The sequence below is a fragment of the Streptomyces kunmingensis genome (assembly GCF_039533535.1).
In the GTDB taxonomy this organism is placed as follows: domain Bacteria; phylum Actinomycetota; class Actinomycetes; order Streptomycetales; family Streptomycetaceae; genus Streptomyces; species Streptomyces kunmingensis.
Window position 1 is genome coordinate 486326 of the sequence record NZ_BAAATS010000028.1, and the last position, 13894, is coordinate 500219.

General features: G+C 68.9%; 15 protein-coding genes and 1 pseudogene. 10 read left to right on the forward strand and 6 right to left on the reverse strand.

What is annotated here, in order from left to right:
* Nucleotides 1-2 precede the first annotated feature (2 nt).
* The 3 genes from ABD366_RS33190 to ABD366_RS33200 form a co-directional block, all read right to left on the reverse strand.
* Nucleotides 3-206 (reverse strand): lasso RiPP family leader peptide-containing protein, encoded by a 204-nt coding sequence (locus ABD366_RS33190; RefSeq protein WP_324775103.1) that lies wholly within the window; start codon nt 204-206, stop codon nt 3-5.
* 396 nt (nt 207-602) lie between these two features.
* A complete protein-coding gene (locus tag ABD366_RS33195) occupies nt 603-1796 on the reverse strand; it encodes an ROK family transcriptional regulator (protein WP_324775101.1) in 1194 nt (397 codons plus the stop codon).
* Nucleotides 1797-2209: 413 nt separating this feature from the next.
* Nucleotides 2210-3034, reverse strand: a complete 825-nt coding sequence (locus ABD366_RS33200) for an MBL fold metallo-hydrolase (protein ID WP_324775099.1) — start codon at nt 3032-3034, stop codon at nt 2210-2212.
* 339 nt (nt 3035-3373) lie between these two features.
* On the opposite strand from ABD366_RS33200, the gene ABD366_RS33205 reads away from it, so the two are divergent.
* The 10 genes and pseudogenes from ABD366_RS33205 to ABD366_RS33250 all read left to right on the forward strand — a co-directional run bounded on the left by ABD366_RS33205 (nt 3374) and on the right by ABD366_RS33250 (nt 10146).
* Complete coding sequence (locus ABD366_RS33205; RefSeq protein WP_324775097.1) at nt 3374-3694, forward strand: VOC family protein; 321 nt, start codon at nt 3374-3376, stop codon at nt 3692-3694.
* 19 nt (nt 3695-3713) lie between these two features.
* The gene (locus ABD366_RS33210) at nt 3714-4136 is read left to right on the forward strand and encodes a hypothetical protein (protein WP_324775095.1); all 423 of its coding nucleotides are present in this window, start codon (nt 3714-3716) and stop codon (nt 4134-4136) included.
* Complete coding sequence (locus tag ABD366_RS33215) at nt 4133-4390, forward strand: DUF7660 family protein (protein ID WP_324775093.1); 258 nt, start codon at nt 4133-4135, stop codon at nt 4388-4390. Before ABD366_RS33210 ends, ABD366_RS33215 begins: the two co-directional genes overlap by 4 nt.
* A gap of 74 nt (nt 4391-4464) precedes the next feature.
* Entirely contained in the window at nt 4465-5244 is a 780-nt protein-coding gene (locus ABD366_RS33220; protein WP_324775091.1) for an aminoglycoside phosphotransferase family protein, read from the forward strand.
* A 42-nt stretch (nt 5245-5286) separates the two neighbouring features.
* Nucleotides 5287-5454: pseudogene (locus tag ABD366_RS33225) on the forward strand (IS5/IS1182 family transposase); the annotation flags it as partial.
* Between the two features lie 196 nt (nt 5455-5650).
* Nucleotides 5651-6064 (forward strand): hypothetical protein, encoded by a 414-nt coding sequence (locus ABD366_RS33230; RefSeq protein WP_324775145.1) that lies wholly within the window; start codon nt 5651-5653, stop codon nt 6062-6064.
* A gap of 736 nt (nt 6065-6800) precedes the next feature.
* The gene (locus ABD366_RS33235) at nt 6801-7985 is read left to right on the forward strand and encodes a damage-control phosphatase ARMT1 family protein (RefSeq protein ID WP_411293867.1); all 1185 of its coding nucleotides are present in this window, start codon (nt 6801-6803) and stop codon (nt 7983-7985) included.
* A gap of 180 nt (nt 7986-8165) precedes the next feature.
* On the forward strand, nt 8166-8954 hold the full coding sequence (locus tag ABD366_RS33240; protein WP_324775089.1) for an alpha/beta fold hydrolase: 789 nt from the start codon (nt 8166-8168) through the stop codon (nt 8952-8954).
* Nucleotides 8955-9129: 175 nt separating this feature from the next.
* Complete coding sequence (locus tag ABD366_RS33245; protein ID WP_324775087.1) at nt 9130-9750, forward strand: dihydrofolate reductase family protein; 621 nt, start codon at nt 9130-9132, stop codon at nt 9748-9750.
* A 216-nt stretch (nt 9751-9966) separates the two neighbouring features.
* A complete protein-coding gene (locus tag ABD366_RS33250) occupies nt 9967-10146 on the forward strand; it encodes a hypothetical protein (protein WP_324775085.1) in 180 nt (59 codons plus the stop codon).
* Here the strand turns inward: ABD366_RS33250 and ABD366_RS33255 are convergent.
* Genes ABD366_RS33255 through ABD366_RS33265 form a run of 3 tightly spaced genes read right to left on the reverse strand, consistent with a single transcriptional unit; the run spans nt 10130 to nt 13803 of the window.
* Complete coding sequence (locus ABD366_RS33255) at nt 10130-11434, reverse strand: MFS transporter (protein WP_324775083.1); 1305 nt, start codon at nt 11432-11434, stop codon at nt 10130-10132. The genes ABD366_RS33250 and ABD366_RS33255 overlap by 17 nt on opposite strands.
* Before the next feature lie 42 nt (nt 11435-11476).
* Complete coding sequence (locus ABD366_RS33260; RefSeq protein WP_324775081.1) at nt 11477-12940, reverse strand: MmgE/PrpD family protein; 1464 nt, start codon at nt 12938-12940, stop codon at nt 11477-11479.
* Nucleotides 12940-13803, reverse strand: a complete 864-nt coding sequence (locus tag ABD366_RS33265; RefSeq protein WP_324775079.1) for a cyclase family protein — start codon at nt 13801-13803, stop codon at nt 12940-12942. The genes ABD366_RS33260 and ABD366_RS33265 overlap by 1 nt, the downstream gene beginning before the upstream one ends.
* Nucleotides 13804-13894: the final 91 nt, after the last annotated feature.

Consider the following 13894-nt stretch of genomic DNA (forward strand, 5'->3'; position numbering starts at 1 on the left):
TATCAGTAGTAGTACTGGGCATTGGCATCGGCACTCCCGCTGGGGGAACTGCCCAGCGTCACCTCACGGACATGACCCAGGTCGACCACCATCGGCGGTTCGTAGGCGGCCGGTTCCTCGGGGGACGGCACGGCCCCAACCTTCACCGCTTGTCGCGGATATCCGAAATCCTCGTACGGGGATACGGCGATGGGCTCGTAGGTCATGAGGCCGCCTCGGGTCAGGGGCATCAGCTGCCCCGGAAAAGGATCGCAACGGGAAAGACGTGTGCGCCGGCCATCCCGGCGTCGTCAGGGCCCCAAAGTGTAGCGATTCTCCAGCCGCTCCAGGTGCCGAACCGGCCCGCGATCGCAGGTGCTCCGGCCTGGCAGTTCCCGCCCTTGTTTCCCAGCGGCAGAAAAGTTTCCGCTCCCGCCGACGGGTCCGCCAACGGGTGGTTGACTCTTTCGGTCAACGACGCTCACTCATTTGAACGAGCACGGCGGTGACATCGGGCCCGCGGCGTCATATCGAAGAAGGGAGAGGCTTGTGCGGCACGTTGACCATCGAGCATCTCCATTAGCGCCCCTGGCGCCTGAGATACGAGTTCGAAAGTCGGATGTCTAGGTGGTGTTGGCCGCGTGCTCCATGCCACGAAGTCCCAGGATCAAAGCGCCCTGGGCTTCGGCCCGGGTGTCCAGTTCGCTGAGGTCGAGGACGAACTCGGAGTCCTCGGCGACCGCGCCGGGCAGCGCGAAACGGCGCAAGGACTCCCTGCAGCCGTCCAGCAGCAGCGGACTCTGGGCGAGCTGCCCGCCGATGACGACAAGGTCGGGGTTGAGCAGGTTGCACAGCTGTGCCAGGGACTGCCCCAGGCGCCGGCCGGCGTCGTGGATCACCCGCATGCAGACCGCGTCCTGTGCCTGGGCGGCTCCGATGACCTGCTCCAGCGTCTCCGGTGCGGGCACGCTGTTGCGGGTCCGTGCGGCACGGACCTGCGCGATCAGCGCGTCGGCGCCTATCACCGTCTCCAGGCAGCCGCGTCCACCGCACTGGCAGACCGCGCCGTGCGGGTCCACGGTGAGGTGACCCAGTTCCCCTGCCATGCCGCCGTGGCCCCGCAGCACGCTGTTGTGCACGATGATGCCGGCGCCGACACCCGTCGACGCCTTCACGTAGACCACCGTTTCGGCGTGTTCCCGTGAGCCGTAGGTCTGTTCGGCCAGCGCGCCGAGGTTGGCGTCGTTGTCGATGAAAGCGCGCACGCCCAGCCACGTGCCCAGGTCTTTCGCCGGGTCGTCGCCCGCCCGCCAGGGCGGCAGGATCGGCGGGGTGAAGCCGCCGGTGCGCGGGTTGATCATCCGCGGTACGGCGATGCCGAGGGAGAACACGTCGGAGCGGCGCCGCCCCGTTCCTTCGATCGCCTCATCGATCATCTGCCTGACCTCAGGCAGAGCCCGGGACCAACCCCTGCTGACGCCCTCCGAGCTGCCCAGCGAGGTCACTTGGCCGAATGGCATGTCGAGTCTGCGGGCGACCACGGTCATGTGGTTGAACCCGAGGTGCACGCCCACGCCGACGGCGGTCACAGCTGAGAGGCAGACCTTGCCGCGCTCCTTGGCGGTGGGTACGAGGCCGACCCCCCCGAGTTCGCGGACCGCGGCCGACACGGTGGCCTGCGAGAGCAAGGTGCGGTGCGCGATATCGGCCTGGGTGCCGGACCTGATCGCCACGGCGAGAAGGACCTTCCTGCGGTTGGCCGCCCGGGTGGGGCTGGCCGCAGGCAGCCGGCCGAAGAGATCGTCCTCGTTCGCCATTGGCCCCCCAACCCCGGTACCCGCATCTCGATTTTTAGATCGAAGAGGAAATAATATCAGCCGAGCCTTCAATTCGAACCGGCTTCGGCTTCAAATAGTTCGGTGTCAGTGAGGTGACGGGTGGGGCTTCTGAGCGCCCCGTTGTGAGTCGGCGATCTCTCTGGCGGTCCGCAATTGGCTGAAATTGTCTGGAGAAAGTCGTTGGCGTGGGCGCTTTTGGTCAGGATGCTCATCTATTGATCGAACGAGGCCCCAGTCGTGCAGGGTGGCCATCGCCGGCTCACCGACCCAGCGGATCTTGGCGGGAGTGGTGTTGTGCAGACGCTTCCATCGCCTCGGCCAGGGGCGGCGGTCAGCGGCGCCCTCCTGAAAACGGCGCACAGACTGGGTCGTCTGGTGGTGAAAGGGGACCTTTAGTCAGACTTCCCCTCACGCTCGCTTCCCCGGGCGAGGCGTCGGGCCTGCCCTTCGTGAATGTCGCTTGCCCACTCCCAGCCGGGCTTGGGCGATACGACCCGTGGGTCGCTGGACACCCGGGCGTCACGGAGGTCCTCCACGTACGCTCGATCCAGTTTGATCCTTGCGCGTACCTCCTCGTCCCTGGCGACGGATCCGTGGCCTGGGATGAGGACATCGACGTCGTCCGCTACGCCCTCGAGCCGTCCCAGTCCGACGAGGTAGCCCTCGATCGGGTTATCGGTGTCCTCGAACATGGGAACGAAGACGTCGGAGAGCATGTCGCCGGCGACGAGAACTCGGCTTTCTTCGATCAGCAGCGCCGCATGGCCCGGGGCATGCGCCGTATGCTCGATGATCCGCACTTTGGGGCCGTCCCAAGGAAGCCGCGCGGTTCCAGCAGGCAGACCAGTGATGAGGCCGTACAAGTCCAGCGGTGTGTCCTCGGCGATCTCCGGCGGCAGCCCCTCGGTGACGCCGGCCTTCCAGTCCGCGTTCGACAACACGTCCTGCATGAAGGCCGCGCACCGGGCTGTGCCGTATCGAGGCGCTTCGCCAAGCTCGGCGTGCCAGAGCACATGATCCCAGTCAGGATGCGTCGAGAAGCCCGCCACCACGGACTGGCCCAGTTCACGAAGGTCGTTCGCCAGGCAGGTCATTTCGGCGCCGGTGATCCCGGCGTCTACGAGTAGCACGCCGTCCCTGCCCTGCACGACAACGGAGTTGTTCCCGAGCAACTCACTCTGGTGGATCAGCACACCCTCGGCGACCTGCTTCAGCATGGGCCCTCCCGCTCGATGTCTGCGGCCGCGTCTGGGACCGGCACCGGGTCGTCGGTCCTACTCGAGGTTCGAACTCCCTGCCCGGTTTGCAGCGTCACCCTGCCAGAGGGTCTGACGCGCATCAACACAACCGGACGGGGGCTGCGGCGGCGACTCTCCACGACGAGACCGCCGCGAGCTGGGCGTAGGGCCGGGCGTTGCGGAGGTGGGTGAGCCTGGTCTCAACTCCTCTGGGGAGAACCGGGCTACCTCCTCCGATGAGTTTCGGTCACGGGAGTGGTCATTCTTCCGAAACGACTCCGAGGAGCGATCCGAGTGGATCTGTACAGCGTCATGTGCGTGAGTGACCGGACCAAGGCACTGGAGTGGTTCGAGGTGTTCTTCGGGCGCCCAGCAGACGAGATCATCGGCGAGGAGTACCTGTGGCGGGTCGGTGAGAACGCGTGGGTCGTCGTTGACGATCGAGACGTGCGCGCAGAGCGAGTAGGCGGAGCCATGATCACGCTCGGCGTGCACGACCTCGACGACATCCTGGCCCGCCTCGCCGCACACGGTATCGACCACGAACCGGTCGAGACCTACAGCAACGGCGTACGCCACGTCGTCGTGCTGGACCCCGACGGGAACAGCCTCTCGCTCGCCGAGGCACCCACCCAGTGAGCCTCTTTCAACCTGTGCGGTGCTGGATCACGCTGCATCTGATCTGCTCGAATTGAGGCTGGAGAATGCTCAGTCGCAGGAAACGCTGGACAACCGGGGGCCGGCTGCAGAGATGATTCGGATCATGACGGGGTGGGTGTGGCCGGGCAGCGGTGAAGATCCGACGCCGGAGAACGTTCAGTACGCGTGGCCGGCGACTGCGGCGGCGTTGCCGATCGGTACGGCCGTGACCGGCAGGGTCATTGGACGGCAGCCCTTCGGTGTCTTTGTTCTGATCGAGGGCGTCCCCGATGCGGTGGGCTTGGCCGAGGTCCTACGAACCCCGGCGGGAACCGTCCCGCCTCCAGTGGGCCGCATGATCAGCGGGCGAGTGGTCGGGCACGCAGATCACCATTGCCAGGTCAGGATCACGCTCGACAGCTGGGACGACGCCGCGGCATGACGACACCCCTGACACCCGACGATGCACTGCACGATCGGGACGCCCTCGTAGCCTTCCTGCAGAGCCTGCGGGCAGATCACGCAGCGAACGGAACGGCCTGGGAGAACCCGACGCTGGAGAGTTTCCTGGCGGCTCTGGAAGCCTGGGTGTCGGACGCTCCGGGCTGGTACGCGAACCACGGCCAGGAGCTGCCAGCCGGCGGCGACTGGACGTTCATGGCCAGGGCTCTGAGCGCTGCGCGGCTTTACGAATGAATCGCCACCCGCCCTCGCGCCCTGCAGCGAAAAGCCCACAGCGCCTGCTGCGGTAGCCGGGCTACGCTGGCCGGGTGATTGAGGACGGCGCCACTGACCACGGCAGTGTCACGACAGTGCGACGGATCGGAGCGACGATCCGTCGGCCGGCGGGTGAGTGGACACCTGCTGTACACGCCCTCCTGAGGCATCTGGAGGCGGTGGGATTCAGCCGGGCTCCCCGTGCGTTGGGCACCGACGGCACTGACGAGGTGCTGTCGATGCTCTTTGGCGAGCCCGCGTTCACACCCTGGCCGGAAGCTCTGCGCTCCGCACGCGGAGTTGCTGAGCTGGGCCGCTGGCTGCGGGAGTATCACGATGCCGTCCGGACCTTCCGGCCGCCGTCCGATGCCTACTGGCAGGGCCAGGAAGAAGCGTGGCAGCCAGGCATGGTGATCCGGCACGGAGATCTCGGACCGTGGAACTCGATCTGGGACGGTGGCCAGCTCATAGGCTTCATCGATTGGGACTTCGCGGCACCCGGGCATGCCATTGACGACTTGGCCCAACTGGCCTGGTACAGCGTCCCGCTGCGGCCCGTGGAACAGCAGCGACGAGCATCGATCACCGGCTCCAGCACCCTGCGGGCCCGCCTTCATGCCCTCTGTGCTGCATACGGGGAACAGCCTGTAGCTGTGATTGAGGCGCTGGATGCCCTTCAGTCCCGCGAGGCCGCGCGAATCGAACGCCTCGGCAGGCAGGGCACCGAGCCATGGGCGGCCTTTCTTGCCCGCGGTGACGCGGCTGAGATGCTGGCCGAGCAGCGCTGGATCCACTCGGAGAGCCAGGCGCTCTTGGGCACTGGGCGCCAATGACAACCCCCTCCGGCCGTAGACCACGGATGAGATGATCTTGATGTGGCTGGTGTGATCACGGCGTCGGAGCAGTCCTGGACAGCCCCGATCACCGGGCTGAGCCCGCGCTGCCTCGACAAGTTGATGACCGTCGTGCGGCGCCAGGTCCCGAACGAGCCGCGGCGCGGACGGCCCTGGAGTCTGCCACTGGAAGACCGGGTGCTGCTGGTCGGGGGTGCGGCCGGGGGCTAGAGGCGCTCGGTTGATCGGCCGACGTGGCACAGCGGCCGAACTTTGTGGGCTGTCGCCCAGGGGGAGTCAACTCGCGCATTCTGTCGTAGGGTTCAGCGGATCATCCGCTGAACCCTGGGGCAGGGGGAAGTCAGTGCGGCTCAAGCTCTGGCCTCGTTCGTCGGCCGGCTGGACCATGGGCGTATTCGGCGTGCTCGCCGCCGTGATGGGCATCGTGGGCCTGACCTCGCCCGGCGCCCTGATCAAGATGATGGGCTTCGCGGCCGTGCCGGACGCGGGCCGCGGTGACGGCGACCACACGGTGGTGTTCCTGACGGCCTCGTCCATGGCCGCGCTGAACATGGGTGTCTACTACGTGCTCGCCGCCGCGAGCGATTGGACCGCGTTCTTCCGCTGGACCGTCCCGTTCCGTCTGGTGACCTGCACGGTGTTCACCCTGGCCGTGCTCGGCGACCGCGCTCCCGCGGGGTTCATCGGGGTGGGTCTGTGGGAGGGACTCGGCGCCGTGGCTACCGCTGTCGCGCTGCGCGCCGACAAGCGTCGCGCCGTGCGGTCCCCCGAGAGCCCGGCCGCGGCCACGGCTGTCTGATCGAGAGAGCACGGAGCAGGACCGGGAACCGATACCCGGGAAGAGTTGAACGACCGGTCGGCAGAGCGGGTGGATATGTTCACCGCTCGGCACGGTGCTCGCCCTGCTGGGAAGCGCGCGGCGGATGTCGCGGCGGACGACCCGGTCAGCCTCCGAACGCGTACGGCCGGCGCCTGATGGGATGGACCGGGCGATGTCCCATTACACGTCCAGCAGCACCGTCGTTACCAGACCGTCCCGCCACGGTGGGCCCATCACCACGCCCGCCCCATGCGCATGCGACTCCGGCTCAGGCTTCGTCACTGGCAGATCCGCCCCGGCAATCCTTCTCCGCGGCCGACAGCTCGGCACACGCCTTCGTGACGGTCTCCCGCGTGATCTCCGACCGAGACAGGACCTCCTGAGTCGACTCCAGCCTGAGCACCAACTCCGCAGCTGCGACGCGTTCCGGTCGACTCCGAGTCCGACGGTTAGGAGCCGATCAACGCGAGCGGCAAGCCCTAGGCCAGCAAGGTCACCCCGCTGAAGGTCGCGGAGGGCGTCGGATTCGAGGACTTCGCGTTCACTCAGGACATGAACGGGCTGCCGAAGATCCACCCGATCGTCACCTCGCCCGTGTTGTCACACCGCTTGGTCACACTGGGGGTGTACGTCTGTACGTCTGTACGTCTGTACGTCTGTACGTCTGCGTGCGAACCGGATCGCCGATCAGGCGCTGCCCCCGAAGGAGAAGGACTTGGAAGCCGTGCAACCCGACGACGCCGAAGCGCCCGTCATCCGAGGCGACGAACGTGGATCCTTCGCCTGGAGCGTGCTGGCCGAGCGGCATCCGGCCCTCATCCAGAAGGTTCGCGACGCCTTCCCTTACGGGCCGGAGCAGCACCGGGCACTGGACGCACTGCTGGAGCATGCCGCTCACGGCGTGATCGAACCTCTCCCACCCGGCGCACATGATGCGTCGCAATGGCAGGTCTGGGGACGCGACCACTTCGGCAAGTCCTGGTTCGACGTGCCGTTCCTGTGGGCGGAGAGCTACTTCTACCGCCGACTCCTCGAGGCCGTCGGCTATTTCCGGCCGGGACCCTGGCAGGGCATCGACCCCTTCCGGCCGTTCAAACAGGCGGAACTGCACACCGCGGAGGCCGACGCGGAACTCGCAGCTCTCGACCGGCTCGCCCCGCTGCCCGCGGACGACCAGGCACAGGCGCTGCTCCTCAGTTCGCTGTGGGGCAACCGTGCGGACCTCGGCTTCCGTATCTCGGCCGGAGGCGAAGGCGTGGCGGGTGACTCCCGTATCGTCGCGGACGACTCCGCGCTGCTGTGGTCCCTGCTGACCGCCGGAGCCCCGGCCAGCGTGTGCCTGGTGGCGGACAACGCGGGCCGCGAACTCCTGCCCGACCTGGTCCTCATCGACCATTTGCTTCGCAACCGGCACGCCGAGCGAGTGATCCTGCACGTCAAGCCGTACCCGTACTACGTGTCCGATGCCACCACCAGCGACGTGATCGACTGTCTCCGCCGTCTGCGGGCGGCCCATGGTGCGGCGTCGGAGGCCGGTGAGCGTCTGTGGGCCGCGATGACCACCGATCGGCTCATCGTCCGCGCCCATGCCTTCTCCTGCGCCCCGCTTCCATACGCGGACATGCCTGACGACCTGCGCGCCGACTTCGGCGGTGCCGCGGTGACGTTGTTCAAGGGCGACCTCAACTACCGGCGTCTGGTCGGCGACCGACTCTGGCAGCCGACCGACTCCTTCGCCGGGCGCACCGCATACTTCCCGGGACCGGTGGCCGCACTGCGCACCCTCAAGTCCGATGTCGTCGTCGGGCTCGACGCGTCCACGGAGGCGGCGCTCGTGGCCGAGTACGAGCAGAAGTGGCGTACGAGCGGCACTCACGCGCTCATCCAAGTCCGGCGTTGAGACCTTGCTCCGCTGTCGCGCCGGCGTGGGTGAACTTCACGGGCGCCGGCGGCGCCCTGCGATCCCTTCTCACGCGCCGCCTTCGTGGAAGGCGATGGCCGCTGCGCCCGGGGCCACGAAGTCATGGCTCGACTAGAGTGCGGCGGCAGTGTTGGCCGGTGGCGAGGGGCAGGTACGACGATGGCGGTGTTCCGCACGGACGACGGCATACGGATCGCGTACGAGGTGTACGACGGTGGGTCGCGCCTGCCGCTGGTCCTGTTGCACCACGGCTTCATCGCCTCCGGGCGGACCAACTGGGAGATGCCGGGCATCGTTGACGCGCTGACCAGGACGGGTCGGCGCGTCGCCACCATCGACGCACGCGGCCACGGTTCCTCGGACAAGCCACACGATCCCGCCCTCTATGGCGAGGCCAGGATGGCGCGAGACGTGATGGCCCTGATCGACCTGTTGGACGAGCCCGTCTACGACCTGGTCGGCTACTCGATGGGCGCGATCGTCACCCTGCTCACCGCGGGCCGCGACCGGCGGGTGCGACGCCTGGTCGTGGGTGGGGTGGGCGCCGGTGTGGTGGAGTGCGGGGGCGTCGACACCAGGGTGATCGGTGGGCAGGCGCTCCAGCACGCCCTGCGCACGGACGACCCCGGGTCGGTCACCGATCCGACGGCTGCCGGGTTCCGCGCGTTCGTGGACGCGGTCGGCGGCGATCGACCGGCCCTGGCCGCGCAGGCCGCCGCGGCCCACGCCGAGCCCATCGCGCTGCAAGCGATCTCTGTGCCGGCGTTGGTCATCGCCGGCCGCGAAGACCCCCTGGCCGTCCGTCCGGAAACACTGGCGACGGCGCTCCCGCGAGGGACCTTGCGCCTGGTGGACGGCGACCACCTCGGCGCACTGCGTGACCCGGAGTTCACCAGCGGGCTCGTCGAGTTCCTGAGCGGGGATTCGGTGCTGCCGGCCACAGCCTGACGGCCGGTTCAGTTGCCATGAGGGCAGCTCCGACAGAGCCACGTCCATGAGGTCCGCATCCCGCACATAAAAGGGTGCGCGGCCGCCAACTGGATCTCCTTCGCCGACTGCGATGAGTTCGGCGTGGTAGGCCGGTCTACCCGCTGACACCACTTGAAGCGGAAGGTTCACTGCGATGGCGAAGCTCATCTCCAGCCTTTTCATCTCGGCCGACGGGGTGGCGGAGATCGACCCGGACTGGCACTTCCCGTACTTCGACGCGAACATGGCCCGTGCCGTCACCGAGGACTACGACACCTCTGACGTGCTGCTCATCGGCCGCGAGACCTACGACAGCTTCGCCGGCGCGTGGCCCGGACGCGAGGCCGCGGGCGGGGAGGACGCGCCGTTCGCGAAGCAGTTGGGGGACGTGCGCAAGGTCGTTGTCTCGCGACAGCCGCGGTCGTTCACTTGGCGCAACTCCGAGCTGATCGGGGGCGAACTTGTCGATGCCGTCACCGCGCTCAAGGCCGACACCGGCGTCCGTGGCATTCTCGTTCCCGGGTCGCTCTCGGTCGTGCAGCAGTTGCTCGCTGCTGGGCTGATCGACGAACTGCGCCTGTTGGTGCACCCGGTGGCGGCACGCAAGGGCCGCAGGTTGTTCGACGAGGGCAATGCGCCGTATCACCTGCGCGTGACGGCGAGCGAAGTGTTCCCGACCGGTGTGATCCGCGTGATCTACGAGCCCACCGAGCCGCCCGCCGAGGCCGGTTATGACGAGGCCAAGGGGAAGATCGGCGGTGACCAATCCTCGTGATGCCGTGTGCCGTGTGTCGTGTGCGGCCGGTGGTCTGGTGGTCTTCGACAGGCGGACCGTGAACGGTCCGCACTGGAGCTTCTCGCGCAGGGCGCCGCGGCTCTGACCGAGCCTGACGCCGGTACGCGGACCGCGTCGACCGCGGAAGCCGGCGACGCACACGGGACCCGGCTCCGTTCGCCCGCCGGCTCCGTATGGCCTCGTACGGTCCGCCGTGTGGTGGCGTACTTCGATGGGCTCCGCATCATTGCAACGCTCAAGGAGGAATTCGCCACCGCTCCGGACATGCGCGGCGCGGAGCCCGCTTTTCTGCACCTCTCCCCGCGCCGCCCCACAGCGCGCGCCGAGGCCGGCGCGGGCTGCGGGGCGGCGCGCTCCGTCACCGTGCCTCGGTGACCAGGCCGGCTCGGGTATCGACAGGTGGCCGCTGCCGCGCGCCCCGCTTCGGCAGGACGAGCATCGAGCCCGCGCCGATCACGGCGAGCACCGTCATCACCACGAAGCCGCTGGAGTAACTGCCGGTCAGGCTCACGATGTAGCCCATCGTGGAGGGCGCGATGATGCCGGACAATGCGAACGCCGCGTCGGCGAAACCGGCTGCGACGCCGGGCTGGGAGGGCGCCGCGTCGATGGCGGCGACCCACCAGATGCCTCCGGTGACGAAGCCGAGTCCGACGCCGATCGAGATGAAGGTCACCGAGACGGTCAGGGACGGCGCGCTGAAGATCGGGATCAGCGAGGCGCCGGAGAGCAGGAGCGCGATGCCCATGATGGTGAGGCGGCTGCGCTCGCTGCCGGTGCGCGCGAAGACCCGGTCGGTGATGACCCCGCCGATGAGGGCACCGACGATGCCTGCCGCCCAGGGCGCCACGGTGAACAGGCCGACCTGGGTGATGCTGAGGTCGTACGCCGATGACAGGTAGTCCGGCAGCCAGTACATGAAGCCCCAGAACATGAAGCCCCAGGCGAAATAGCCGACGGCGATGATCCACAGGTTCCGGTTGGTGAGGATCGGGCGCCACTGGACGCGCACCGTGGAGGACCGTTCCTCCTCGAGCTGCCCCGCGGCGATGTACGCCCGCTCCGCCTCCGACACCTTGGGATGGTCGTCGGGGGTGTTCTTGAGCAGCGCGTAGGCGAGGGCGAACCAGAGCAAGCCGACACCAGCGAGCACCCAGAACATGCCCTGCCAGGTCAGGACCGCTATCAGCTGTGACACCAGCGGTCCGCCGATCAGCAGCGAGCCGGACACGGCCACACCGCCGACCATGGCGAGCGCGATCCCGCGTTCCTTCTGCGGCAGCCAGCGGCTGACCGTACGGCTGGCCGCGGGGAAGCCCGGCCCTTCGCCCGCGCCGAGGATGATCCGCGTGACGAACAGCCCGATGAAGGAGCCGGCGACAGGGGTCACCGCGGTGACCACCGACCAGATGGCCACGCCCACGAGCAGGATGCGCCGTGCTCCGTAGCGGTCCACGAGGGGGCCCGCCATGAAGGCGAACACCATGTAGCCGATGGAGAAGGCACTGCTGATCAGCCCGTACTGGGACTTGCTGATGCCGAATGCCTCGGTGAGCGGGTCGACCGCGTAGCTGATGGCGCTGCGGTCGATGTAGTTGATCACGATGAGGGCGACGATCAGTCCGAGCGTCAGCCACCGGACGTGGGAACGCGAGGAGCTCATGGGTTCACCTCGGAAGAGTGATGGGGAGTCTGCTGCGCTGCCTCATGTGCCGGCCGTCACCGCGGACAGCGTGCGGGTCAGCCCCGTGGTGTCCGCGGCCGCGGCGATGTTCCACACCTCGTCGGCCAGCGCTCGCACCAGGGGTTCGGCACCGGCGCCAAGAGCGTTGGCGAGGAACTTCGCGGTGAGTTCGGAGGCGTCGAGGGGGTCCTGCGGGCTTCCCCTGTTGACCATGACCCGTTCGGTCACGGTGGATCCGTCGTCGAGCTCGGCGGTGAGGACGGCCGGGAACTGGTGGGGGAAGACGGCCGTGCACTCCTCGTCCGCGACGCAGGTCACGCGTGCGGCGAGGTCGAGGCGTGCGGGGTCCGCCGCTGCCTCGTCGGTGAAGTCCGCGTGGAACACGCCGAGTCCGTGGCCCGGCGCGTCGGGTTCGGCGAGCAGCCCGGCGGCCACCGTGTACGGGCCGCTGAACGCCGCGTGGTAGCCGGAGCGCGGGTGCGCTTTCTCGGCCGCGGGCTCCGCGATGGTGCGCAGGACGGGTGCGGGCACACCGAGCGTCAGCCGGGCGACGTGCCCCGGGTCGACGCCGCGACGGCGCAGCCGCATGGCGGCGTCGACTCCCGCGTGGGTGAAGTGGTTGCAGGGGTACGGCTTGATGAAGAGCCTGGCCAGCTCCCAGCGCTCGCCGAGTCCTTCGGTGACCGCCGCCACCACGGTGGCCTCGTCGAAGCGGTCGCCGCAGAACGCCTGGAAGAAACCGAATCGGCCTTCGAGGACGGTGGGCGGCCCGGTGAGGCCGAGCCGGGCCATGTCGGCCGCGACCACACCCGCGTGCGCTGCCCAGCCGCAGTGCACCCGTTTGACGGTGCCGCCCGTGCGGTTGGCCTCGATGATGCCGGAACCCATGCTCGCCGCGATGCCGATCGCCGAGCAGACGCCGTCGGCGTCCAGGCCGCGGAGCATCGCGGCGGCCACGGCGGCGCCGATCGCGCCGCAGATGGCGGTGGCGTGCAACCCCCGGTCGAAGAAGACCGAGTTGCCGAGTTTCTCGTCGTACTGGGCCATGCCGAGCCGGCAGGTGACCTCGATGCCGACGGCGGCGGCGTCGAGGAGTTGCGCCCCGGTGGCGCCGACCGCCTCGGCGGTGGCGAGGGCGGCGGGCAGGACCGACGCGGAGGGGTGCAGCACGGACGGCAGGTGGGTGTCGTCGAAGTCCAGGCTGTGCGCGAGCGTGCCGTTGACCAGCGCCGCCGAGGGGGCGGGCAGCCGGGTCGTGGAGCCGATGACGGTGGCGGCGGGGGCGCCGCCCCACTCCTCGACGAGTTCGCGCACCGCGGCGCCGGGCCGTTCGGACAGCGCGGCGATGCTGTTGCCGAGCAGGTCGAGCAGATGCCCTGTGACCTTCTGCCTTTGCTCGGCGCCGAGTTCGCCGTCCCGGGTGGCGACGGCGAACGCCGCGAGCCGCTGGGCGGGGGTGGCCGTGGCCGTGGAGGCGCCGGTCATCAGGCCACCACCGCGACGGGGCGGATGGGGGAGCCGGTGCCGCCGACGATCCGGAGCGGGGCGACGACGAAGAGGAAGGCGTGCTGGCCGGTGGCGGCGAGGTCCTCGAGCACGAGGTGTTCCATGATGTAGATGCCGTGCTCGACGAGCAGCAGCCGGTGGACGGGCAGGACGCTGTGGCCCGCGCCCGCCGGGATCTGCTCGCAGGCGGTGGTGTCGCTGCCGACGGCCTTCACGCCGCGTGCCGCGAGCCAGGCGCCCGCGTCCTCGGTGATGCCGGGGACGCCGGAGTCCTTGCCGAGGTAGGCGGTCGGATCGTCGAAGTTCCGGGCCCAGCCGGTGCGCACCACGGCGACGTCGCCCTGACGGGGCTCGGCGCCGCCGAGTTCGGCGGCGCGCTCCAGGTCGGCGGCGGTGACGCCGTAGCCGCCCGGCAGGGTGTCGACCCCGTGCGCGGCGGCGACGTCGAGCAGGACACCGCGGGTGACCATGGCGGGGGTCTGTTCGGCGCCGTGCTGCGAGAAGGATCCGCCGGTCTGCGCCTCGGCGGCGTCCACCCCGCCGTGCAGCTTGCCGTTGTGGCTGACGTGGGAGAGCGCGTCGATGTGCGTGCCGACATGGCCCCCGGTCACGATGACCTCGTTGGAGGCGGAACCGCCGTCGGGGCGGACCATGTCGCCGTGGCGGCGGGCCAGGGTCATGCGGAAGCCGGGGTGGTTGGGCGAGCATGGCATCCCGGTGAACAGCGGCTGGCCCAGTTCGACGATGCGCGGGTCGGCCGGCAGGGCGTCGAGCAGGGCGTTGCCCGACGGCTGGGGGAGGGGGGTCGGCTGGGTCGTTCGGGGTGACTGGGACGGTGTCATGACCTGCCTTGCCTAAGGAGAGGGGGAGTTGAGGGGCGTGGTGTGAGGGCGGCCCGACGGGGTTCGCGTGGAATCGGGGCCGACCGGTGGG

What these genes read in the sequence shown, in the direction of transcription:
- ABD366_RS33190 (WP_324775103.1), bottom strand. Translation starts at nt 206, where the DNA reads ATGACCTACGAGCCCATCGCCGTATCCCCGTACGAGGATTTCGGATAT.
- ABD366_RS33240 (WP_324775089.1), top strand. Translation starts at nt 8,166, where the DNA reads ATGGCGGTGTTCCGCACGGACGACGGCATACGGATCGCGTACGAGGTG.
- ABD366_RS33245 (WP_324775087.1), top strand. Translation starts at nt 9,130, where the DNA reads ATGGCGAAGCTCATCTCCAGCCTTTTCATCTCGGCCGACGGGGTGGCG.
- ABD366_RS33265 (WP_324775079.1), bottom strand. Translation starts at nt 13,803, where the DNA reads ATGACACCGTCCCAGTCACCCCGAACGACCCAGCCGACCCCCCTCCCC.
- ABD366_RS33230 (WP_324775145.1), top strand. Translation starts at nt 5,651, where the DNA reads ATGGGCGTATTCGGCGTGCTCGCCGCCGTGATGGGCATCGTGGGCCTG.
- ABD366_RS33200 (WP_324775099.1), bottom strand. Translation starts at nt 3,034, where the DNA reads ATGCTGAAGCAGGTCGCCGAGGGTGTGCTGATCCACCAGAGTGAGTTG.
- ABD366_RS33260 (WP_324775081.1), bottom strand. Translation starts at nt 12,940, where the DNA reads ATGACCGGCGCCTCCACGGCCACGGCCACCCCCGCCCAGCGGCTCGCG.
- ABD366_RS33255 (WP_324775083.1), bottom strand. Translation starts at nt 11,434, where the DNA reads ATGAGCTCCTCGCGTTCCCACGTCCGGTGGCTGACGCTCGGACTGATC.
- ABD366_RS33215 (WP_324775093.1), top strand. Translation starts at nt 4,133, where the DNA reads ATGACGACACCCCTGACACCCGACGATGCACTGCACGATCGGGACGCC.
- ABD366_RS33195 (WP_324775101.1), bottom strand. Translation starts at nt 1,796, where the DNA reads ATGGCGAACGAGGACGATCTCTTCGGCCGGCTGCCTGCGGCCAGCCCC.